20 protein-coding genes are annotated in these 22,377 nt (G+C 34.9%); 8 read left to right on the forward strand and 12 right to left on the reverse strand.

Going from position 1 to position 22,377, the window contains the following annotated elements:
- The first annotated feature begins 3 nt into the window (after positions 1-3).
- The 3 genes from FVB9532_RS00340 (at position 4) to FVB9532_RS00350 (ending at position 2,968) form a co-directional block, all read left to right on the forward strand.
- The gene (locus tag FVB9532_RS00340) at positions 4-906 is read left to right on the forward strand and encodes a cation diffusion facilitator family transporter (RefSeq protein ID WP_150543224.1); all 903 of its coding nucleotides are present in this window, start codon (positions 4-6) and stop codon (positions 904-906) included.
- Between the two features lie 3 nt (positions 907-909).
- Positions 910-1,353, forward strand: a complete 444-nt coding sequence (locus FVB9532_RS00345; RefSeq protein WP_150543225.1) for a GNAT family N-acetyltransferase — start codon at positions 910-912, stop codon at positions 1,351-1,353.
- Positions 1,354-1,432: 79 nt separating this feature from the next.
- A complete protein-coding gene (locus FVB9532_RS00350; protein WP_150543226.1) occupies positions 1,433-2,968 on the forward strand; it encodes a SulP family inorganic anion transporter in 1,536 nt (511 codons plus the stop codon).
- Between the two features lie 342 nt (positions 2,969-3,310).
- Here FVB9532_RS00350 and FVB9532_RS00355 read toward each other — a convergent pair whose 3' ends face one another.
- Complete coding sequence (locus FVB9532_RS00355; protein WP_150543227.1) at positions 3,311-3,982, reverse strand: TIGR04283 family arsenosugar biosynthesis glycosyltransferase; 672 nt, start codon at positions 3,980-3,982, stop codon at positions 3,311-3,313.
- Positions 3,983-4,116: 134 nt separating this feature from the next.
- The gene (locus tag FVB9532_RS00360) at positions 4,117-4,944 is read right to left on the reverse strand and encodes a DUF547 domain-containing protein (RefSeq protein WP_194716449.1); all 828 of its coding nucleotides are present in this window, start codon (positions 4,942-4,944) and stop codon (positions 4,117-4,119) included.
- A 476-nt stretch (positions 4,945-5,420) separates the two neighbouring features.
- On the opposite strand from FVB9532_RS00360, the gene FVB9532_RS00365 reads away from it, so the two are divergent.
- Together FVB9532_RS00365 and FVB9532_RS00370 are read left to right on the forward strand one after the other, a co-directional pair.
- Positions 5,421-5,615 carry a helix-turn-helix transcriptional regulator gene (locus FVB9532_RS00365; protein ID WP_150543229.1) on the forward strand — a complete coding sequence of 65 codons (195 nt, stop codon included), beginning with the start codon at positions 5,421-5,423 and terminating at the stop codon, positions 5,613-5,615.
- A gap of 205 nt (positions 5,616-5,820) precedes the next feature.
- The gene (locus tag FVB9532_RS00370) at positions 5,821-6,033 is read left to right on the forward strand and encodes a helix-turn-helix transcriptional regulator (protein WP_150543230.1); all 213 of its coding nucleotides are present in this window, start codon (positions 5,821-5,823) and stop codon (positions 6,031-6,033) included.
- Positions 6,034-6,035: 2 nt separating this feature from the next.
- On the opposite strand, the gene FVB9532_RS00375 is transcribed toward FVB9532_RS00370, so the two are convergent.
- From FVB9532_RS00375 to FVB9532_RS00410, 8 genes are all read right to left on the reverse strand, one after another.
- Positions 6,036-6,860, reverse strand: a complete 825-nt coding sequence (locus tag FVB9532_RS00375) for a DUF1853 family protein (protein WP_150543231.1) — start codon at positions 6,858-6,860, stop codon at positions 6,036-6,038.
- Positions 6,850-7,332, reverse strand: coding sequence for a nucleotidyl transferase AbiEii/AbiGii toxin family protein (locus FVB9532_RS00380; RefSeq protein WP_150543232.1), 483 nt, complete (start codon positions 7,330-7,332; stop codon positions 6,850-6,852). The genes FVB9532_RS00375 and FVB9532_RS00380 overlap by 11 nt, the downstream gene beginning before the upstream one ends.
- Entirely contained in the window at positions 7,325-7,510 is a 186-nt protein-coding gene (locus FVB9532_RS00385; protein ID WP_150543233.1) for a hypothetical protein, read from the reverse strand. Before FVB9532_RS00385 ends, FVB9532_RS00380 begins: the two co-directional genes overlap by 8 nt.
- A complete protein-coding gene (locus tag FVB9532_RS00390) occupies positions 7,507-9,135 on the reverse strand; it encodes a S41 family peptidase (protein ID WP_150543234.1) in 1,629 nt (542 codons plus the stop codon). Before FVB9532_RS00390 ends, FVB9532_RS00385 begins: the two co-directional genes overlap by 4 nt.
- Before the next feature lie 11 nt (positions 9,136-9,146).
- Complete coding sequence (gene rnpA, locus FVB9532_RS00395; RefSeq protein ID WP_150543235.1) at positions 9,147-9,509, reverse strand: ribonuclease P protein component; 363 nt, start codon at positions 9,507-9,509, stop codon at positions 9,147-9,149.
- 289 nt (positions 9,510-9,798) lie between these two features.
- Positions 9,799-11,652, reverse strand: coding sequence for a M1 family metallopeptidase (locus FVB9532_RS00400; protein WP_150543236.1), 1,854 nt, complete (start codon positions 11,650-11,652; stop codon positions 9,799-9,801).
- A 93-nt stretch (positions 11,653-11,745) separates the two neighbouring features.
- Positions 11,746-13,419 (reverse strand): S8 family peptidase, encoded by a 1,674-nt coding sequence (locus FVB9532_RS00405; protein ID WP_150543237.1) that lies wholly within the window; start codon positions 13,417-13,419, stop codon positions 11,746-11,748.
- An 8-nt stretch (positions 13,420-13,427) separates the two neighbouring features.
- The gene (locus FVB9532_RS00410; RefSeq protein WP_150543238.1) at positions 13,428-14,288 is read right to left on the reverse strand and encodes an MBL fold metallo-hydrolase; all 861 of its coding nucleotides are present in this window, start codon (positions 14,286-14,288) and stop codon (positions 13,428-13,430) included.
- Positions 14,289-14,468: 180 nt separating this feature from the next.
- On the opposite strand from FVB9532_RS00410, the gene FVB9532_RS00415 reads away from it, so the two are divergent.
- Positions 14,469-16,361, forward strand: a complete 1,893-nt coding sequence (locus tag FVB9532_RS00415; RefSeq protein WP_150543239.1) for a cation:proton antiporter — start codon at positions 14,469-14,471, stop codon at positions 16,359-16,361.
- On the opposite strand, the gene FVB9532_RS00420 is transcribed toward FVB9532_RS00415, so the two are convergent.
- The gene (locus FVB9532_RS00420; protein WP_150543240.1) at positions 16,358-17,119 is read right to left on the reverse strand and encodes a YebC/PmpR family DNA-binding transcriptional regulator; all 762 of its coding nucleotides are present in this window, start codon (positions 17,117-17,119) and stop codon (positions 16,358-16,360) included. The two genes, FVB9532_RS00415 and FVB9532_RS00420, sit on opposite strands and share 4 nt — an antisense overlap.
- Positions 17,120-17,347: 228 nt before the next feature.
- On the opposite strand from FVB9532_RS00420, the gene FVB9532_RS00425 reads away from it, so the two are divergent.
- On the forward strand, positions 17,348-17,926 hold the full coding sequence (locus FVB9532_RS00425; protein WP_150543241.1) for a hypothetical protein: 579 nt from the start codon (positions 17,348-17,350) through the stop codon (positions 17,924-17,926).
- A gap of 57 nt (positions 17,927-17,983) precedes the next feature.
- On the opposite strand, the gene lepA is transcribed toward FVB9532_RS00425, so the two are convergent.
- A complete protein-coding gene (lepA, locus tag FVB9532_RS00430; protein ID WP_150543242.1) occupies positions 17,984-19,780 on the reverse strand; it encodes a translation elongation factor 4 in 1,797 nt (598 codons plus the stop codon).
- 163 nt (positions 19,781-19,943) lie between these two features.
- Here lepA and FVB9532_RS00435 point away from each other — a divergent pair, with 163 nt between their 5' ends.
- Positions 19,944-22,346, forward strand: coding sequence for an outer membrane beta-barrel family protein (locus tag FVB9532_RS00435; RefSeq protein ID WP_150543243.1), 2,403 nt, complete (start codon positions 19,944-19,946; stop codon positions 22,344-22,346).
- The last annotated feature ends 31 nt before the right edge of the window (positions 22,347-22,377 follow it).

A 22,377-nucleotide genomic window follows, 5' to 3' on the forward strand; every position in this document is an offset into this window, starting at 1 on the left:
CCTATGCATCAACATTCGGGACATAGCCACCAAGCGGTAAAAGGCAAAAACCTTTGGTATTCCATTTTATTAAATATAGGGATTACCGTTGCCCAAGTAGTGGGTGGCTTGGTAAGTGGAAGTTTATCTTTACTATCTGATGCTTTACATAATTTTAGCGATGTAGTTTCGTTAATTATCAGCTACATCGCTAATAAAATTGCTGGTAAAGAGGCTTCTTATCAAAAGACTTTTGGTTATAAACGAGCTGAAATTATAGCCGCATTCGTCAATGCGCTTTCTTTAATTGTGATTGCGATTATTTTAATTAAAGAAGCAGTGATTCGTTTTTTTCATCCGGAACCTATTGAATCAACGATGGTGATTTGGTTAGCGATTCTAGCCATTGCCGGGAATGGTTTGAGTGTCTTATTAATGAAGAAAGACAGCAAAACCAATATGAACATGCGTTCGGCTTACTTGCATTTATTAACCGATATGCTTGCTTCTGTAGCTGTGCTTATAGGTGGATTGCTTATGAAATTCTATCAAATTTATTGGATAGATAGTTTACTAACCGCTGCCATTGCTTTATACTTAATATTTGTAGGTTGGGATTTATTACGGGATAGTTTTAAGGTATTAATGCTATTTACTCCACAAGAAATTCCCTTGAAGACCATTGCTTCTAAAGTTGGTGAAATTAAAGAAATAAAAAACATGCACCATATTCATGTATGGCAACTAAACGAAAATGAAGTACACTTAGAAGCGCACGTAGATTTTAACGAAAATATTACCCTTTCTGAATTTGATGAAATTCTGGTGAAAATTGAAAAACAAATTAACGAATTTGGGATCAATCATATTAATATTCAACCGGAATTTAATAAGCCTGATAATAAATCAATCATCGTTCAAGATTAAAGTATGTTTCAAGTAGCCACCAAGATTTTTGAAGAATTAACCACTACAGAATTATATGAGATCCTTCAATTACGTTCTGAAGTTTTTGTGGTGGAACAAGATTGTGTATATCAGGATATTGATGGAAAAGACGATCAAGCCCTTCACGTTTTAGGAAAAAAAGAAGGAAAAGTAGTCGCCTATACCCGCTGTTTTGCTCCCCATATTTATTTTGAAGAAGCAGCTATTGGTCGGGTGGTCGTGAAAGACTCAGAACGAAAATTTGGTTATGGCCATCAAATTTTAAAAGCTTCTATTGAAGAAATTCAACAGCGCTATCAAACCACCACGATTAAACTTTCTGCACAACAGTACCTTACCCATTTTTACGAGGCTCATAATTTTCATCAAATAGGCGAAGGATATTTAGAAGATGGTATTCCACACATTGCCATGATAAAAAATTAATTTACACAAAGTTAAAGACATAGCCTTTGGTAGAGAGGCCATTTATAATTACTTTTGCCCGCTTAAAATTTTAGCGGCTATGAAGAAAGTGCTCAATCTTTTTGACTTTAAACAAAAAGTAAATTATAAAACCGAAATATTAGCTGGTTTAACGGTAGCGATGACGATGATTCCTGAATCATTATCTTTTGCTATTTTAGCCGGTTTTCCTCCCTTGGTAGGGCTTTATGCCTCTTTTATTATGGGCTTAATTACGGCGGTTTTAGGAGGTCGTCCAGGACTAGTTTCCGGGGGAGCCGGAGCTACTACTGTGGTTCTTATCGCGCTTATGGTTTCTCACGGACTTGACTACGTCTTTGGTGCCGTGATTATTGCAGGGATTATCCAAATTATTGTGGGCTTGTTCAAGCTAGGGAAGTTTATTCGACTTGTTCCCCAACCGGTGATGTTTGGTTTTGTGAATGGTCTTGCCGTTATTATTTTCATGTCACAACTTGAACAGTTTAAGGTAAGAACAGGTGATGGGTTTGAATGGATGACGGGAACACCATTTTTAATTATGGCCGGTTTAGTGGCATTAACCATTGGGATTATTGTTATTTTACCCAGGTTTACAAAGGCTATTCCTTCTTCATTAGTGGCCATTATTGTGGTTTTTGCTATTGTTTATTTTTTTGGGATAGATACCAAACAAGTGGTAGATATTGCTTCTGTTAGTGGAAGTTTGCCTCCGTTTCATATTCCAGATATTCCTTTTACCTATGAAGCTTTTAAAACCATACTTCCTTATGGATTAATTATGGCAGCGGTAGGTTTAACCGAAGGTTTATTAACCCTGAATTTGGTGGATGAAATTACAGGAACCAAAGGGCAAAGTAACCGTGAGTGTGTTGCTCAAGGAACCGCTAATATCGCTAATGGCTTTTTCTTTGGGATGGGTGGTTGCCCTATGATTGCACAAACCTTAGTGAATTTATCTTCCGGCTCTCGCGCTAGACTCTCTGGGATTATTGCTGCACTTACCATTCTAACTATTATTTTGGTAGGTGCTCCGGTTATTGAATTATTACCTATGGCAGCGTTAGTTGGGGTAATGATTATGGTAGCTTTTGGTACCTTTGAGTGGGCAAGTTTTAGGGTATTTACCAAAATGCCAAAACACGATATTTTTGTCATGCTATTGGTAACCCTAATTACGGTTTTCTTACATAATTTAGCCTTAGCAGTATTAATTGGGGTTATTATTTCTGCCTTGGTTTTTGCTTGGGATAACGCCAAACGCATTCGTGCCAGAAAGCATATTGATGAAAACGGAATCAAGCATTACGAGATTTACGGTCCGCTATTCTTCGGTTCAACCACCACCTTTATGACCAAGTTTGATGCATTAAATGACCCTCAAGAAATTATCGTCGATTTTACCGAAAGTAGAATTGTAGATATGTCGGCTATCGAATCCCTTAATAAACTTACGGAACTTTATGCCAAGCAGGGAAAAAAGGTTCATTTAAAACATTTAAGTGGCGACTGTAGAAAGTTATTGAGAAATGCCGAGGCAGTTATCGATGTGAATATTATCGAAGATCCTACTTATCGAGTAGTAACCGATAAATAATTAAAATAAAGGAAATTGTATATCATCCATTAAGTATCAATTGGTAAATTCTCGTCATCCTTTTGTCACATTGAGCGGAGTCGAAATGTTGATTCAGAATCTCATCCTGCTTTTATTTAGTGATGAGATTCCAAAACAAGCCTGCCTGCCGAATGGCAGGTCTGGAATGATGTAAATTTCGATATTTTACCATAATATATTAAGAAATTAAAATTAGTCGGTTCGAGTGATTTTGCGCAGTGAAACGAAGCAAAATTGTATCAAGAACAAATTTTATATTCACTATTCTCGATACCAAAATCGTAAAAGATTTTCATTCGAATTGACGTTCCTGAAATTTACCTACTTCAACCAAAACTTTGCAAATTTTAATAATTGGTCTTGGGGTATTCCTCTAAAAAAGCCAAACATTACAAGTGCATACACCAATTGTGTTTTAAAATTTCCGTGGTAGTCGTATGTTCGGGTACTCACCAACACATCTTGTTGGATCACTTGATAATCTGAAACTTGAGAAGCACGTTTTATAAAATCGTATTCTTCCATTAGTTGGAGCGATTCATCGTAACCTTTTAAGCGGTTAAATAATTCCTTAGTAATCCACAAGGTTTGTCCACCGCCACGAAACATCAATCCTTTAAAACGTGAAAAATAGCTATTGAAAAGCAGAAACTTATTTTTGGTATCGAATAACGAACGAAAACAACCAAATTGAACAGTTTCATTTAAATGATTTAAAATAGCAGAAGAAAAGCTTTTGGGCGGTAAACTATCGGCGTGTACAAAATAGAGAAGATCACCATTTGCAGCTTTAGCACCGGCATTCATTTGTTTTGCCCTCCCTTTGGCTGAAGAAATTAGGGTTACTTGAAATTTTTTAGCTACTTCCCTACTTTTATCGGTACTTCCCCCATCCACAACAATAATTTCTTCAGCCTTATTTTCTTGCAAATACGGTAGCAATTTTTCAAGATTTTCTTCTTCATTAATTACCGGAATTATAATACTAATCATGGCTGAAGTTGCTATAAAAATTTTTGTTATTGGACATAGCGTGAATTTTCAGGGAAAATTTGTATCGAAATGTCTGTTAAATAGAAGTTTCAATATAAAATTCTTATCAAGATTTCAATTGGTCATGGAGTTTTTTAATTCGAATTATTACTATAATTATCTAAATCCAATTCCCAATTATAATCTAAGAATTCAACCTCGGGATCAGATGATGTTGGAATAAGCTGATAGTTTTTCAAAATTTTGATGATGCCATCTTTCCCCTCGAAATCTGCCCGAAACCAATCCATTAATCTTGGTACGTAAACCTTATTTTCTTTTTGATTGAATTTCACTTCCCGTTTTAAATAAGCTTGTGCCGATTTTTCCAATTGCTCATCTAAAGTCTCCACTTTATAAAAGCTTACTGGCGGACAACTTTTCGCTCCGCAATTCAAAGCAAAATGAATACGCCAATCCACTTCAGAGACACGGAATTTCTTTTCAAATTTAGAAGCAAAGGGATCTTTTAAATGCCCATACGAAAGTTTTACGCGAGAATCCCGAATCATTCCATGTTCCACATCATCTAAACTCATTTTTTCTCCGGCAATCGTGAAACGCTCGTCTTTAAAAAAGCTGGAACGGTCTTTATATAAATCAGGATTTTCCTTCAATAAATATTGCACATACGTGTTATAAATATTCAACCAAAAAGCTTTCTTTTTCGTATTGTTGGTCAGTTGATTTTCTAAGCTTTCTTTAGAAATATGGTTGAGCTGTTCGATATATTTTCCTGCTGAATTTCCCTTTTTTACAGCATTATAGAAATTTTTGGAAAGCTGAAATAGATCTACTTTTTCTGCTGAAGAAGTTACATGTGGTGGAGTTTTTTTCTTGTTTGCACAAGCGGTAAAAGTCACTGAAACACTTAGCAAAAGCAAGAGAAATAATTTTCTAGAATCATGGATAAAAAACTTCATTTCCATTTTTTCTAAAATATACGAAAAATTGTTGGCTTGGTTTTCTGAAGGATAACTTTAGCGAACTTATTGTTGGAAAGTTTTGGGGTAGTAAGGAGTTCTATTTTGATTTCGAAGTCTCCTACTCCTTTATCAATTTAAGATTTTGAAGTTCGTCGGGTGGAATAGGTAAATTTCTTTTCTTTAAATTGACTGATTTCTTCGCGAAGTGTTTTATTGATATTTTGAATTGTAGTTTCATAATGGCCAATAAATCGCGCATGGCATTTAAGTTTTCTAACTATGTATAAACAATTTCTTCTAAATGGGCTTTGGTATATCACTTTTCAAGGTACTTATTTTGTAGTATATATTATTTTAAAATACTTTTTAGTATTGTAATTTCACATACTATTAAAAAGTGATTAACATACGGTATGAATTCATAGGGTTGAGCCGTATGTAAAACTTCAGAACAGCATACGCGAATGGTTAAAATGAACCGAATTAAGGAAGTATTAAAAGAACAAGGAAGAACACAAACCTGGTTAGCAGAACAAATTGAAAAGAGTTATGTGATTGTCACCAACTATTGTAATAACAACGCACAGCCAAGTATTGAGACCCTTCGAAAGATTGCAAATATTCTAGATGTTGACGTTAGAGTTTTATTGGTACCTACAAAAGAGTAGTTTCATCCCTAAACCTCTTATTTCTTAAAGTTTGCTTCCAGTCGTGCAGGCTTTTAGAAAGCTTGTAGGTTTTGTTACAATTGAAAAATACACCTACAAGGTCAGAAAAGAGACCTTGCAGGATTTTTTTAATTTTAATCATTTATCAATCCATATTTAAAATGAATTATTTTATTGATTTATAGTTAATTATAAATTCAATGGCATGAGGGAGAAAATAAATTATAATCGAATAAAAGCGGTTTTGGCTGAAAAGAGTGTCTCCTCCAAAGAACTTGCTAAACATCTTAGCAAAACAGAGTCAACTGTTTCAAGATGGTGTACCAATGATGTTCAACCTTCGGTAGAAGTATTTTATCAGATTGCTAAATTTTTAGAAGTTGACATCCGAGAATTGTTTGTCTCAACGAAGGATTAATTTTACCACCAAACCACAAAAAAGCGTTCAAACGTATGTTCGTCTTTTTTCATCCAGATCAGTGCTGCCTTTTGATGCTGAAGTAAGTAATTCACTTCCGCTAAAATTTCGGGAAACGATTTCCAGTCTTGGTGATGTTGAGGTTGGATGGGCCAATCGGGTTTTTTAGGCGAATAAAATTGAAATTCGCCATATTCAGTTTCTGTAAATTCATATCCGTGCAACCAATAGCCGGAAATACAATGCTTATTGACCAATTCAAATTGCTGATGGAATAAGGACTTAGGTACAAATAGATGGGCTAAAAAACAGACTCGTTGCTGAATTTTTTCCAATTCAATTGCTTGTTGTTGAAGTAATTCTTGACTTTCTTCCCGAAACAATAAGGGAAATTGGTGTGACTTTATATGTTCAATTTTTTTAAGTAAGCTGTCTTTTCGGTTAGGGCCAATCCATCGGTCGAGTTGCTGCTTAAAACTAGAATCGTACACATAAAACTTATAGACCAATTCCACATGAAGACTTTGTTGCGTATTTTGTTCTTTTAGAAAAAAATCGAATTCTCCTAGCGTTTGTTTGTTGTGAATGAGCTGGAGGTTCTGAGCGATTAAATCATAATGAGAAGATTGCCGAATGGCTTCAGCAAAAAAAATTTCTGCTCGTTTTCCCAATACCAAATTCGGCGGAATTTCTAATTCTTTTGCAAGTGAAGTGGAACTTTTAGGGATTTTAAATTGTGGTAAATCAAATAATTCTTTGCCTTCCCAAAGCGGAAAAGTGGCTAAAAACCCTTGGTATTGAAGTTGGAGTCGATTTTTAATTTTTATTCTCTTTTATTTCTTTTAATTGTTGAATATCTAGCAAGTCTTTAGGTCGTTGTGACCTTAATTTAGAAGCAATAAGATCCTCATAAGAAAGGACCCGCCATTTTAAAACCTGAGATTTATTAATTTCAACTAATTCGCTATTTTGGTAGGCTTCATCAAAAGTTTTAAAACTAGAAAAATTGGTAATTAATTCTAGGTTTAAATCTTCAGGAGAAAATTTTACAGAAATGTTTTTTTTCTTGTTCTTAACTTCTTTTGGAAAACTATCTATTTCATATCCCATTTCATTGAAAACTTTACAGAGCTTATCAAAATTGTTTTCAGAAGTTTCAATCCAGAAATCTACATCGGCAGAATGACGCTGATAGCCGTGAAAGTTAACAGCCCCTCCTCCAACCATGAGCATTTTAACTTCATATTTATAAGCTAAATAAATAAAATTATCTATCTGTTTTTTCCACAGACTATTCATACTTTATCTCAATTACAAAATTATCTGAAGGAGGTTTTTTGTTCTCTTGGTGAGGAAAATCTTTTAACCGGTAACTCAAGTCCAAAAAAGCATAAAAACGTTCTGCAGGGGAGAGTTTTAAAAATTCTTCCTGCTGTTGGCGATTGCTTTCTTCTTTGGTTAAAAATTCTATTTTCACGACTTCCCTAAAATTTTGTTGTATTGGTTGGTATTGTTCAATACTTCTTTCGCTTTTATGATCTCTGGATTTTCTTCAATATAATAATCGTATAAACCTTCTTGATAGAAATAACGCTTGATAATTTCATCGGTCAATAAACTTACGATTTCCGGTTTTTTATCTTCTAGATCTTGAGCTTTTGCTTTTTCAATCTCTTTTAAAAGTTTTTGGTACTGATTTTTAATATCTTCATTAAAGCCTTCTTCTTTTGCGGTTTTAAAGGTTTCTTTTAATTCTTTTTCGGTTTTGGTGGTATAATCAAAATCGGTTGAACTCAAGAACTTTTTAAAATCTTCGTAATCGGCATCGGTAAATTTAAACTGTTCCGGTTGCGCTAATTGGTGATTATAATAATAGTTGGTGGCATAATCGAAAATGGCATTTTTTTCCATTAAAGCTTGCGTCACACCGCTATATTCAGAAGTTTCTAATAGAATATCGGGTAAAATTCCACCACCGTCGTACACTTTTCTTCCATTACGGGTGGTAAATTCATTGTAATCTTCTGCTTTAGTTCTTACCGCATTGCCTTCTTTATCCCTGTGCCAATAATCTAAGGCTTGAATACATCTTCCACTTGGCGTAAAATAGCGGGAGATAGTCACTTTCATCTGAGTATTGTAAGTGAGTTTTTTTGGACGTTGTACCAAACCTTTTCCAAAACTTCGGGCACCAATCACCACGGCCCGGTCTAAATCTTGTAAACCCCCCGAAACAATTTCACTGGCAGAAGCACTTCTTCCGTTGATCAACACGGCTAACGGAATTTCTTTATCCATTGGGTCGCGTTGGGTTTTGTAAGTTTTGTTATATTTTTCAATCACCGATTTGGTGGTCGTGATGACTTCCTCTTTATCTACAAAAATATTGGTGGTGTTCACCGCTTCTGTTAATAAACCGCCGGGATTTCCACGCAAGTCTAAAATAATTTTCTTCGCTCCTTGCTCTTTTAATTCCTTTATAGCGGTAGCTACTTCAGAAGAAGCTTTTCTATTGAATTTGGAAAGCACGATATAGCCAATATCGCCATCGATTAATTTAGAATAAGGCACGGCATGTAATTCTACCGCTTCCCGATTCAACTCGGTCGTTTTAATTTTCCCTTGACGTTTAAAGGTAAGTTGAACGGAAGTTCCCGGAGAGCCTTTCAGCAATTCTCCTGCATCATTTGCAAATTCAGATAAATCTACATCACCAATCTTTATAATCTCATCTCCGGCTTTTAAACCGGCTTTATCGGCGGGATAACCTTTATAAGGTTCTATAATGGTGATTTTATGATCCCTGGTTTGTACCGAAGCTCCAATCCCGGTATATTCCCCGGAATTCTGAATTCTTGCCTGTTCTACTTCTTGTTCGTTCCAATACACGGTATAGGGATCTAACTCTTCCAACATTGCAGTAATGGCGGTATCCATTAATTCTGCCGGATTGGTTTCATCCACATAATTCATATTGATTTCTTTGAAAAGCGTCGTGAAAATTTCAATTTGCTTGGCGATTTCAAAAAAATCTGATTTATAAGAAGTCGTCGTGAAAAAGATCAATAGGGCGACCATCGGTAAAATAATACGTTTCTTCATCTTCGTGCGGTTTATTCTTGCTCTCTAAATTTAGTCAATAATTTTTGAATAGATTTTTCTAGTTCCGGTAAACTGAATTTTTTTCTTCCTAAATAAATAAACATCAAGGCGTACGGCGTTTCTTCTTCTCCTAAAACAGGTTTATTTTTACGGTAAGCTTCCCGCAATAATCGTTTTAAATAATTGCGATCTACCGCCAGTTTAAAACTACGTTTAGGTACTGAAAATGCCACTTGATGATCTTGGCTGTTGTTGGTTAACGGCAGATATACCAATTTGAGTGGAAAACTTTTTAGAATTCTCCCTTCTTCAAAAAGTTTTGAAATAACAATTTTGCTCTTTAGTTTTTCGGCTTTTCCTAAGCTTTGCTTCATTTATTGGCCTTTGATTTAGCAGCTTTATGAGATGCTGAAACAACACTTCGACTCGGCTCAGTGTGACAGTTCAGCATGACGTTCATAAAAAATATTCAGATTAATTATAATCAAAAAAAAACCTTTCAACTTGAAATTGAAAGGTTTTTATGATGTTTTTCATGTATTCTAAAAGTTACCGTCACCCTGAGTGTTGTTCAAGGTCTTATCCACAAAGCTTTATTTTTCCATTTTGTAGGAGATTCCGTGTCAGGCACGGAATGACGAAAACCTTAATCATTTAAAAAATTTAATTTTCCCACACATTATTGTCGCGATCAATATCGGCCATTAATTGACCGGAGTCGACTTCTATTTTCTTGATTCCGGCTTTTGATTTTTCAATTTCAAAAGAATAGGTAGGATGTCCCCAACCCCAATCTTCTAATTGTTTGCCATTATCGGATTGCTCCCAACGCATCATCTCTAAAGGAATATAGTATTTTTGAGTGGAATTATCCTTGAAAGTAACTTCCACTTCAATAGGCATCGGCATTAAACCGATTCGTTTTAAGGTAATTTCGGTATTTCTTCCTTTAGCTTCCACCTTTTCGATAGCGTAGTCAATGGTGTTAATGGTTCTGGTAAAATCATTTAAGTACCAACTTAGTTCAGCTCCACTTACTTTTTCGGCTACACGAATAAAATCGTTGGGTGTTGGATGTTTAAATTTCCATTCTTGGAAGTAACGTTTTAAGGTTTTTGCTAAGTTTTCTTCACCAATAATATAGCCTAATTGTGCTAAGAAAACAGAGCCTTTACTGTAAGCGCCAATTCCGTAATTCATATTGGTGCGGTAACGGTCGGCGTGCGTAGTAAGCGGTTGTTCTTGTCCAGAATTTGCTATATAATTATAATTTCTATAAGAACTACTTAAAGGATGATCGCTGTTTTTATTGAGGATTTTATCTTCTGCAAGCACAGAGATATAAGTGGTAAAACCTTCATCCATCCATTCGTTTTGAGATTCGTTGGTAGCCAAAACAAACTGAAACCAAGAATGTGCAAATTCGTGAGCGGTGACGCCTACTAAACTTTCATAATTTCTTTCACCGGTAATTAAGGTACACATCGCGTATTCCATACCACCGTCGCCACCTTGAATTACAGAATATTGATCGTAAGGATACGGACCAATATGCTCATTGTAATAGGCTAATAATTCAGCAGTCTTCGGTTGTAATTTTTTCCAAGCGTCTTTATATTCATCGTTGTCTTTGTATAAAAAATGAAGCATTGTTCCGTCTTCAGCTTTTAATTTGTCGTGAATAAAGTTTGGATCGGCAGCCCACGTAAAATCATGTACATTAGGGGCTTTAAAATGCCAAGTTAATTTTCGGCCTTTTTGTTTTACTTTTTGTCCTTCTTCTTCGTACCCATGCCCGATTTCTTCAGGGTTCTGTAAGTAACCGGTACCGCCTAAAGTGTAATCTTTATCAATGGTGATTTTAACATCAAAATCTCCCCAAACACCGTGAAATTCACGAGCAATGTAAGGATCGGCATGCCAACCTTCAAAATCGTATTCCGCTAATTTTGGATACCATTGTGTCATGGAAAGTGCCACTCCTTCTGCATTATTTCTACCGGAACGTCTAATTTGAACAGGAACTTGTCCTTCAAAATCCATACTGAATTGAGTAGATTTTCCCGGAAGTAAAGGTTTGTTGAGTTGAACTTCTAAAACCGTTCCTATGGTTTGATAGTTTAGTTTTTTTCCGTTTTGTTTTAAAGATGTTACTTTTAGGTATCCAATTTCATCTTCCTTAAGCTTGCTAATTCTACTTTCGTAGTTAGGATTTTCACGAGTTCCTAAGTTGTTTACCATTCTGCCATCCGGATCTTGAATGTCTTGTAAGCGGGCATCCATTTGGCTTCCGGGTTGAAAAGCATTAAAGTATAAATGATAAAAAACCTTGGTTAGGGTATCGGGTGAATTATTGGTATAGGTAAGTTCTTGCGCTCCATCGTATTGATAGTTTTTAACATTCATCTCTACCTCCATTTGGTAGTCTACTTTTTGTTGCCAATAACAGGATTGTTGAGCACTTACCCATCCTGTAGTGAAGAGGGAAAACAATAAAATTTGAAAATTAAATTTCATAGGTTTTAAAAATTTAAATTAAAAAACAAAGGGCGTTACTTTGCTAAGATAAGCTAGTTGACGCCCTTATTAAAATACTTCTAAAAAAGAAGATTACATTTTGCTTGCCATAATTAAGGCGTTGTATAGGTTCACCATTTTTCCTGAAACAGATAATTCAGCAAAAGGTCTGATGTCTTTTGAGTTACCCCCTACCATTACTTTTTGAGGAGAAGCTAAACCGCTTTTCATAATCACTTCTTTTACTTGAGCGGCACTTAGTTTTGGATATAAAGAACGAATCATTGCTGCTACTCCTGCTACTGCCGGAGAAGCCATAGAAGTTCCTTGTAAAAACTCATATTCGTTATTAGGGGTGGTTGACCAAATTTTAGTTCCAGGCGCAAAAACGTCTACGTTGGTTTGTCCGTAATTAGAGAATCTTGCCACTAAATCTGAACCATAATCGAAGTTAGAAGCTCCTACGGTGAGGAAGTTGTCGGCAATTTCTTCTTCATTTTCTGGTGTTTGGTCGTTAGGATAAATACGGGTTACATCCATATCTAAGGCGTCGTTTCCTGCTGCATTTACAATTAATACATCGTTTTTAGCCGCGTATTTAATGGCGTCCATGACCCATTCTGGATGAGTAGAGTAATATTTACCGAAACTTGTGTTAATTACTTTTGCACCATTATCTACGGCATATCTAATTCCTAACGCGATATCTTTATCGTATTCATCACCATCGGGAACTGCACGTACTGCCATAATTTTTACATTATCGGCAACTCCATTAATTCCAATACCGTTATTGCGTTCTGCAGCAATAATTCCGGCTACGTGTGTACCGTGTTTGGCATCTTCTTTTTTAGGATCGGGTCCATCTACATCATTATTTCCATAGTTGATATCGGTAAGATCATCAGGATCATCACCGGTTTTTCTACCGTCTAATTCCATATTTAGATGAGACTCTAATCTTCCTTGGTAATAATCTACCGCTCCTTGAATTTCTTTTTCTACTGCAGCTATATCATCACCCGCACTACTCATAATATTCACTAGCAATGCTTTGTGTTGCTGAAGTTCAGGGGTATCTGCCTCCATGGCTTCTAATTCTTCTAAAGAGAATTTTTCTTTCCCTATTTTTTCTGCGGCAGCTGCTTGTGCTGAAGTTATCTGTTGAAGAATTTGCTGGTAACGGTTAATATTTCTAGTTACTTCTGCATATTCTTCGTCATATTCTTTCTTAGCTCTTTCGTAAAGCGCAAATTCTTCTTTATCAGCAGCACTGATGTCTGAAGCAGATTTTCCTTCATATTTTGGTTTAAGCTTTCTTAGGATTCTTACAAACTCCATGTTTTCTTCTACCGTGTCTCCTAAGAAGTTCCAACCGTGGATATCATCGATGTAACCGTTGTTGTCGTCGTCAATGCCGTTACCCGGAATTTCATCTTCATTGGTCCAGATAACGTTTTTAAGGTCTTCGTGATCAATATCTACCCCACTATCAACTACTCCTACAATTACGGTTTTGCCTTTGTAGTCTTTGATAATTTCCTCATAAGCTTTTCGAACACTCATTCCGGGAATAGTATCAGAAACTAAGTCTGATCCTCCCCAACCTTTCAATTCAATTTCACTTAATTCTGAATTTTTAAGGGGTTGCTGATCTATACTCTCAATGGGAGTTGAAATAATTTTTGGTCCAGTAGTACCACAACTAACGGCAAAAAATGCAGCCATCGCAACTGCTAAAGTAGGTTTAATATATGCTCTTTTCATTTGAAATATTATGAATTAAAAAGTTCGTTAAAGGTATAAGTTTTATCTAAACGAACGCCTTTTTCGGTTCGTTTAAGGGTAATTATTTCGTTATGTGCGTCGTGTTCCATAAATAAGTAAAAGCCTTCATCGGCAGCTTTTTCCAGAAAAGCTTCTTTTTCACTTAAGGTAAGTAAAGGTCTGGTATCGTAGCCCATGACATAAGGTAATGGAATATGACCAGCTGTAGGCAATAAATCTGCCATAAAAACCAATGTTTTACCTTGATATTGAATATGTGGAATCATTTGTTTATCGGTATGACCATCTACAAATAAGACGCCAAAGTTTAACTGATCGTAAAAATGAGAGCCTTGGGTACGTTCTAGAAAGTGAAGTTGGCCGCTTTCTTCCATGGGTAGTAAGTTTTCTTTTAAGAAGGAAGCTTTTTCCCTTGGGTTGGGGTTAATAGCCCAGTCCCAGTGTTCTTTGTTGGTCCAGAATTTGGCATTTTTAAAGGCAGGTTCGTAACCTGTTCGCTCTTTATTCCATTGAACACTTCCACCACAATGGTCAAAATGGAGATGAGTTAAAAAAACATCGGTAATATCATCCCGATGAAATCCGTGTTTTTTTAAGGAAGAATCTAAATCGAATTCTCCCCAAGGATAATAATAGCTAAAAAACTTTTCACTTTGTTTATCACCAAGTCCGTTGTCGATGAGCGTAAGCTGATTTCCTTCTTCAATTAATAAACAACGAGCACCAATATCGATCATATTATTACTATCGGCCGGATTGGTTCTAGACCATAATGATTTGGGAACTACGCCAAACATAGCTCCACCATCAAGTTTAAAATTTCCGGCTTCAATGGGATATAATTTCATAAAAAGGATTTTTGAGCTAAAAAGGAGTCGCAAAATAATAAAATAGAAAATTTTAAGCTAATATTTTACAAATGAATTAACGCAAGGGGCTTCTAAACAGAAAATTTACAACTTTTAAAAAGAGGGTGTTTTTTCTTTATAAAAATCTTATTTTGCAGGAAAATTATTTTAAAATAAGCGATGTTAGAATTAGCAGGTTTAATCATATTCGGAATTTTAGCACAGTGGGTTGCCTGGAAATTTAAAATTCCTGCAATTCTTCCGTTAATATTAATTGGTTTAGCTGTAGGACCAATTGCCACACTTTATACAGAAGATGGTACAAAATTAATAGAACCTATTTGGAATGGGGAGTATGGTTTATTTCCCGGGGAGAGTTTGTTCTATTTCGTATCCTTGGCCATTAGTATTATCCTGTTTGAAGGAGGCTTAACCCTACGACGGGGGGAAGTTTTAAATGTAGGCCCAGTGATTGTCAAATTGATTACCGTAGCGGTAATTATCACCTTTTTTGGAGCAGGCATTGCGGCACATTTTATTTTTGGTTTATCTTGGCAAATCTCCTTTTTATTTGCGGCATTGATTATCGTCACCGGGCCAACCGTTATTACTCCCATTCTTAGAAATATTCCTTTAAAAAAAGATGTTTCAGCGATTTTAAAGTGGGAGGGGATTCTTATTGACCCTATTGGAGCTTTGGTGGCCGTATTGGTTTTTGAATTTATAAGTGCGGGTGAAGGGCATGAGTTTACCCAAGTAGCCTTGGCTGAATTTGGTAAAATTGTACTTTTTGGTTTTACTTTTGGATTTACTTTTGCCCATGCTTTAGGTTTTTGTATCAAGAAAAATATTATACCACATTACTTATTGAATGTGTTTACATTAGCTACCGTATTAGGGGTTTTTGTATTGGCCGATTTATTTGCACACGAAAGCGGTTTATTGGCTGTGGTAGTGATGGGAATGGTACTTGGAAATATAAATTTACCGAACATTAAAGAGTTGCTCTACTTCAAAGAATCTTTAAGTGTTTTATTGATTTCGATTTTATTTATTCTTCTTTCTGCAAATATAAATATTGATGATTTATTATTGATTTACAATTGGGATGCACTATTTCTTTTTGTAGCGGTAGTGTTCTTGGTAAGACCTATGGGAGTTTTCTTGAGTAGTTTTAGGTCTTCCTTAAAATTCAATGAAAAACTGTTTATTAGTTGGGTGGGACCACGTGGTATTGTTGCTGCGGGTATTGCTTCTTTATTTGGGTTAAAATTGGCCAGTCAAGGAATAGAAGGTGCTCAGTATATCACTCCGCTGGTGTTTATGATTGTGTTGGGAACAGTACTTTTAAATGCTACTACGGCGAGAGGATTTGCAAAATTGGTAGGGGTATTTTTAACTAGTTCTGAAGGAATTTTAATTATTGGCGCTTCCTCGATTTCAAGGTTGATTGGTGCTTATTTGAAGAAAAATAATCGCCATGTGGTGTTAGTAGATAATAACCGCATTAACGTAAGAAAAGCGAAAGAATTGGGATTGGAAGCCATCGAAGGAAGTGTGTATGCCGATGATTTAGGAAATAATATAGAATTAAATGATGTGGGTTATTTGATGGCTTTAACAGGCAACACCGATATTAATAAAACAGCTATTTCTAAATTTCAGAAGCATTTTGGAGAAAATGGTTCGTTTAGAGTGGTTTCTTCTGATGAAATGTCAGATCCTGAAAACAACCCACAGGAAGGATTATTCTCACATACCGATGATTACATCAAGTTAACTGAAGTTGCTAGAAAATTCCCTCAAATTCAAGAAATTGAACTGAATTCTCAAGAACATTATAGTGGTTTAATTGAAATTACAAAAGCAGATGATGATATCATTCCGCTATTCGTAAAAGACAATGAAGGAGATTTAAGTATTATTCCATCAAATAGTCAAGAAGTACAAATTGAAGCAGGGAATATGCTTGTTTATTTAGGAAAGACCATTGAAACTGAAATACTAAAAGAAAGTACAGATTTAGGAGAAATAGTTTCTAAAGATGACAAAGATGAAGAAGATAAAAATTAATCTTCTTCATCTAAGGCCTCTGCAAGTTCATCGGTTATTTCCAGCGTGTGAAAAACGTTTTGTACATCATCGTCTTCTTCAAACTTATCTACTAAACTCATTATCTTTTTTCCGTCCTCAATATTTAATTCATTGGTATTGGTAGGGATTCGTTGTAATTCTGAATTTTTCACTTCAATATTTAATTTCTCCAACGTCTCCGACATTTTTCCGAAGTCAACAAAATCAGTGTAAATTGTGATAAAATCGTCACTTTCTTCAAAATCTTCAGCGCCACCTTCGATAAGCTCAAGTTCTAATTCTTCTAAAGTCATTTCAATTTTACCTCGTTCAATGGTAAAAACGCCTTTTCTATCGAAAAGAAATTCTAGTGAACCATTAGTGCCTAAACTTCCCCCATTTTTGGTAAAAATAGAACGTACGGAAGCAACAGTGCGGTTAGTATTATCGGTAGTACATTCAATAAAAAATGCGATTCCGTTAGGGCCATAGCCTTCAAAAGTTACTGTTTCATAATTATCGGCATCCGTACCACTTGCTTTTTTTATAGCTCGTTCGATGGTATCTTTGGGCATATTTACCCCTTTGGCATTAGCAATTGCATTTCTTAAAGTGGGATTCGCTTCTGGATCTGGGCCGCCACCTTCTTTTACCGCTACGGTTATTTCTTTTATTGCACGGGTAAATTGCTTAGCTCTTTTTTTATCTTGAGCGCCTTTACGATGTTTTATATTCGCCCATTTACTATGTCCTGCCATAATTCTCTTTCATTTAATTTTCAATAGGTATAACATACTAAAATTCTTGAATTTTCAAAATATTTATAAAACGGGCAGTTAGTAGAAGTAAAAATGTTAAAAATTATATCCGAAAAATGGAAGTTTAATTATTTCATCTATTTAGATATAGTATTTGTTAATAAAATTTTAATTTTAATATATAATTAGATATATTGCGTCGATAACTATCAAAAATTATATATAATTATGAGAAAAATTACATTTTTTTGCTTTTTACTTACTTCGTTTTTATTGGTTTCTTGTGATGAGGAGGAAGATGATACAAATGAAGTTAACAATCCTGGTTTAGAAGAAAATGTTAGTATTGTTGATGCTTGGGAGCCCACCAATTTGTATTACGAAGGAACAGTAACTATGGATTTACAGGGACAGTCTTTTAGCATGAACCACAGTGCACAATCTGTATCTTTTGATGACTTTGTAATTAATATTAATGAAGATAACACTTATAACAGCTCTGGTTCTTATACTGTTAATATAACTATCGAAGCGATGGGACAAGAAATTACTCAGCAACAAACGTTAGAAAATTTCTTTGGTACAGGAACTTGGTCTCAGGATGGTTCTACTTTTACATCTACAGATGATGAATCTGGTATTTCAAGTGAAGCTACGATAGAGGTTCTAAATGAAACTACCTTAAAGCTAGTGATACCAAATTACGAGATGGATCTTTCTAATGCTGAAACTCCAGTAGGATTTCCTCCAATGGAAGGAACTTCTTCTGTTATGGATGTAGAGATGACATTAGTTAGAATTCAATAAAATAAAGTTAAAGAATAAACAAAAAACCCTCTGAAATTTTCAGAGGGTTTTTTGTTTCTAATCATTAAGTTTTAAAACGGCCATAAAGGCTTCTTGTGGGATTTCTACGTTCCCTACGGCACGCATTCTTTTCTTTCCTTTTTTCTGTTTTTCCAAGAGTTTACGTTTACGGGAGATATCACCTCCATAACATTTAGCGGTTACATCTTTACGTAATGCTTTTACCGTTTCACGGGCAATAATTTTAGCACCGATAGCAGCTTGTATAGGAATATCAAACTGTTGTCTTGGGATTAATTCTTTTAATTTCTCACACATTTTTTTCCCAATATCATAAGCATTATCTACGTGTAATAATGCAGAAAGGGCATCGACTGTGTTTCCATTGAGCAGCACATCTACTTTTACCAATTTAGAAGGTTTTAATCCAATTGGAGCATAATCAAATGAAGCATAACCTTTAGAAACAGTTTTTAACCGATCATAAAAATCGAAAACAATTTCAGCTAAAGGCATGTTGAAGCTTAGCTCTACCCGTTCAGGGGTTAAGTAAGTTTGGTTGACTATTTCTCCGCGTTTTTCAATACACAGAGACATCACCGGTCCTACGAAATCTGCTTTGGTGATAATGGTTGCTTTGATAAAAGGTTCTTCTACCCGATCTAATTTGGAAGGTTCGGGTAAATCTGAAGGATTATTCACCAAAATAATTTCGTCAGGCTCTTTATTGGTAAAGGCATGATAGGATACGTTAGGAACGGTAGTAATGACCGTCATATCAAATTCACGTTCTAAGCGTTCCTGTATAATTTCTAGATGAAGCATTCCTAAAAATCCGCAACGGAAACCAAATCCTAATGCGGCAGAACTTTCCGGTTGAAAAACTAAAGAAGCATCATTTAATTGAAGTTTTTCCATGCACGAACGAAGCTCTTCATAATCTTCGGTATCAACGGGATAAATCCCTGCAAAAACCATAGGTTTTACATCTTCAAAACCCGCAACAGCTTCTGTAGTCGGGTTTTCGGCATCGGTAATGGTATCTCCTACTTTTACTTCTCGGGCGTCTTTAATCCCGGTAATTAGATAACCTACATCTCCGGTTTTTATTTCTTTCTGAGGAAATTGTTTTAGCTTTAAGGTACCCACTTCGTCAGCACCATATTTTTTATTGGTATTCACAAACTTAATTTGTTGTCCCTTTTTTATAGATCCGTTAATTACTCTAAAAAAAGTTTCTACTCCACGGAATGGATTGTAAACGGAATCGAAAATTAAAGCTCTTAATGGAGCATCTGGTTTTCCTGTTGGAGCAGGAATACGCTCAATAATAGCTTTTAGAATTTCTTCAATTCCTAGTCCGGTCTTGGCACTGGCAGGGATTACTTCAGAACGATCACAACCTAAAAGATCAACGATATCGTCGGTTACTTCTTCTGGATTAGCACTAGGTAAATCGACTTTATTTAAAACCGGAATAATTTCTAAGTCGTTTTCTAAGGCTAGGTATAAATTAGAAATAGTTTGTGCTTGAATGCTTTGGGCAGCATCTACTACCAATAATGCTCCTTCACAAGCGGCAATAGATCGTGATACTTCGTAAGAGAAATCTACGTGACCGGGAGTATCAATTAAATTAAGTACATATTCTTCTCCGTTGTAAGGAAAATTCATTTGTATGGCATGACTTTTAATAGTGATTCCACGTTCCCGTTCTAAATCCATACTATCCAAAAGTTGCTCTTGTTTTTCTCTTTCGGTTACAGAGCCGGTAAAGTCTAAAAGCCTGTCTGCCAATGTACTTTTACCGTGATCTATATGTGCAATAATGCAAAAGTTTCTAAAGTTCTTCATAAATCATTATCAAATTGAAAATCGAGAATTATAAAATTTTAATACATTTCTAAAAAAAAATATTAGATTTGATTCTCAATAACATGTTGCAAATATAGTTTTTTAAAAATCGAAAAAAGAAAGTTATAACTTTTCAGCAAAGAATAATCTAATTTTCCACCTATTGAAGTTTATTAACCCCATTATTTTCAGTTTTCTGATAGGAATTAACGTTTGTGCCCAACATACAATTGATGGAAAGGTTACTCATGCTAATGGTGAAGCTCTTGCGTATGTAAATGTAGTATTATATCAACAAGCGGATTCTAGTTTTGTAGAAGGTACTATTTCTGAAGAAGATGGTCATTTTCATTTTGAAAATATTGAAAAGGGAAAATATTTTATTGAAGCAAGTTATGTGGGATATCTAAATTCTAAATTAAGTTTTCTATTAGAAGAGGATAAAAATCTGCCAGCATTGGTTTTAAAAGAAGGAGAGGAGTATTTAGATGAAGTCAATATAAGAATTAAAAACCCTGAAATAAGAAAGGAAAGTGATCGGATTATTTTTGATATTGAAAACACCAGTCTTTCTAGTGGAGACACATGGGAAGCTTTAAAGAAAACTCCCGGTGTAATTAACATCCAGAATGATTTGAAAGTTAGAAATACTTCAGCAACGATTTATATTAATGATAGAAAAGTAGATATTACCAAGGATGAACTTCAGCAATTATTGCAAAGTTATTCAGCAGAAAATGTAAAACAAATAGAGGTATTAAGAAATCCCCCTGCAAAATATGATGCCGGTGATGGTCCTATTATTAATATAGTAACCACAAAAATTTTGGTTCCCGGTTATAAAGGGAGTCTTCATGGGAGTTATACGCAGGCTATTTATGCTAAATATAATTTAGGAACGAGTCACTATTACAAAAAAGGGAATCTTAATATTTTTGGTAATTATAGCTTCTCTCCTTCCAAGAGCATAAAACAAGACCAAAGTTATATTAATTATATCAACGAAGACAATGAGGTTTTTCAGTCTTGGAGAACAGATTTTGATAGAACAACCAAAGAAGAAAACCATAATGCCAATTTGATGGTAGACTATGAATTGAATGAAGAAAATACCCTGAGTTTTAGGGCAACAAGCTTATATACTCCAAATAAAACTTATGATAATCAAGGAATAACCAATATTTATAATCAAGCGTTTGAGTTAGATTCACTTTTTACCACAAAAAGTCATTTAAACAACGATTTATTAAATGTTGCTTACGACCTTTCCTATCAACATACTTTTAATTCTTCTACTAATCTAAGTGCAAATTTCCACTCCACTTATTATAATGAAGAAAAAGATCAGATCATATTTACTGATTATATTAATGCTGAAAACGAACTGCTCAATCAAAATAGTTTTGCGACCGATGCAGATCAGAAAATAAATATTTATTCAGGTCAATTGGATTTTGAGACTAAATTTGGTGAGTTTGATTTTTTAAGCGGAATTAAATATGCTGATATTAACTCCAGTAGTTTAATTAATTTTTATAGCGTAGAAAGTAATTCCCGTCTTCTGGATAACGCTTATTTATCAGATAGATACCAATACGATGAATCTGTCTATGCTGGGTACTCCAGTATTTCTAAAAACTGGAAAAAATTTAAAACTAAGTTAGGTTTACGAGTAGAACATACCGATAGAGAAGGCTATTCTATTACTTTAAAAGAATTTAATCAACGATCATATACAAGATTTTTTCCTTCTCTTTATGTAAGTTACGAAGCTTCAGAAGAACATAATTTTTCCTTTGATTACGGTAGAAAAATTAACCGCCCTAAATACGGAAGCCTCAACCCTTTCTTTTATTTTATCACCGAAAAAAGTTTCCGTTTCGGGAACCCTACGCTAAGAGCTTCCATTAGTAACGAATTCAATTTAAATTATACCTTTAAGAGCAAGTATTCATTTGATTTTTATTACCGAGATAACGGTGAAAATGTTAATCAATTGGCTTTTCAGAACAATACTAATTTATTTCTAAGTTTTGTTCAAGTAAACGTTTTGAGAAGTAAATCTTATGGCATCGATTTTCTGCATGGACGATCTATAAAGAATTGGTGGTATGCACAGGCCTATCTTTCAGCTTATCATGAAGAAGAAACTTTTGTAGCTTTAGAAAGTAATAATGCCGAAGTAACTAATGATGTGAATGGTTTGTATGCGTCAATTTATAATAGCTTGACATTCTCTAAAGATGGAACTTTTACGGGTGATATTACTTTGTTTTATATGTCTTCTTTTATCTCGGGATCTTATCAAGTAGGAGGTAGATCAAACTTATCGTTTGGACTAACAAAGAAAATTTGGAAGAACCGTGCTGAAGTCTCGCTTCATGTGGCCGATATTTTTAATGATTTTGCTCCTCAGTTTAATTCTACTTACTTAAACCAAGATAACGGTTATTATGCATTGCCCGAAAATAGATATGTACGAATAGGTTTTAAGTATAATTTTGGGAATTTCGGTTTGAAGGATAATAGTCGATCTATAAATGCTGAAGAAAGAGATCGGTTATAACTTTAATTTTCTGTATTTTCATTTCTAACAT

This window comes from Mesonia oceanica (genome assembly GCF_902499555.1).
Taxonomy (GTDB): domain Bacteria; phylum Bacteroidota; class Bacteroidia; order Flavobacteriales; family Flavobacteriaceae; genus Mesonia; species Mesonia oceanica.

What these genes read in the sequence shown, in the direction of transcription:
- FVB9532_RS00340 (WP_150543224.1), top strand. Translation starts at nt 4, where the DNA reads ATGCATCAACATTCGGGACATAGCCACCAAGCGGTAAAAGGCAAAAAC.
- FVB9532_RS00345 (WP_150543225.1), top strand. Translation starts at nt 910, where the DNA reads ATGTTTCAAGTAGCCACCAAGATTTTTGAAGAATTAACCACTACAGAA.
- FVB9532_RS00350 (WP_150543226.1), top strand. Translation starts at nt 1,433, where the DNA reads ATGAAGAAAGTGCTCAATCTTTTTGACTTTAAACAAAAAGTAAATTAT.
- FVB9532_RS00355 (WP_150543227.1), bottom strand. Translation starts at nt 3,982, where the DNA reads ATGATTAGTATTATAATTCCGGTAATTAATGAAGAAGAAAATCTTGAA.
- FVB9532_RS00360 (WP_194716449.1), bottom strand. Translation starts at nt 4,944, where the DNA reads ATGAAGTTTTTTATCCATGATTCTAGAAAATTATTTCTCTTGCTTTTG.
- FVB9532_RS00365 (WP_150543229.1), top strand. Translation starts at nt 5,421, where the DNA reads ATGAACCGAATTAAGGAAGTATTAAAAGAACAAGGAAGAACACAAACC.
- FVB9532_RS00370 (WP_150543230.1), top strand. Translation starts at nt 5,821, where the DNA reads ATGAGGGAGAAAATAAATTATAATCGAATAAAAGCGGTTTTGGCTGAA.
- FVB9532_RS00380 (WP_150543232.1), bottom strand. Translation starts at nt 7,332, where the DNA reads ATGAATAGTCTGTGGAAAAAACAGATAGATAATTTTATTTATTTAGCT.
- FVB9532_RS00390 (WP_150543234.1), bottom strand. Translation starts at nt 9,135, where the DNA reads ATGAAGAAACGTATTATTTTACCGATGGTCGCCCTATTGATCTTTTTC.
- rnpA (WP_150543235.1), bottom strand. Translation starts at nt 9,509, where the DNA reads ATGAAGCAAAGCTTAGGAAAAGCCGAAAAACTAAAGAGCAAAATTGTT.
- FVB9532_RS00400 (WP_150543236.1), bottom strand. Translation starts at nt 11,652, where the DNA reads ATGAAATTTAATTTTCAAATTTTATTGTTTTCCCTCTTCACTACAGGA.
- FVB9532_RS00405 (WP_150543237.1), bottom strand. Translation starts at nt 13,419, where the DNA reads ATGAAAAGAGCATATATTAAACCTACTTTAGCAGTTGCGATGGCTGCA.
- FVB9532_RS00410 (WP_150543238.1), bottom strand. Translation starts at nt 14,288, where the DNA reads ATGAAATTATATCCCATTGAAGCCGGAAATTTTAAACTTGATGGTGGA.
- FVB9532_RS00415 (WP_150543239.1), top strand. Translation starts at nt 14,469, where the DNA reads ATGTTAGAATTAGCAGGTTTAATCATATTCGGAATTTTAGCACAGTGG.
- FVB9532_RS00420 (WP_150543240.1), bottom strand. Translation starts at nt 17,119, where the DNA reads ATGGCAGGACATAGTAAATGGGCGAATATAAAACATCGTAAAGGCGCT.
- FVB9532_RS00425 (WP_150543241.1), top strand. Translation starts at nt 17,348, where the DNA reads ATGAGAAAAATTACATTTTTTTGCTTTTTACTTACTTCGTTTTTATTG.
- lepA (WP_150543242.1), bottom strand. Translation starts at nt 19,780, where the DNA reads ATGAAGAACTTTAGAAACTTTTGCATTATTGCACATATAGATCACGGT.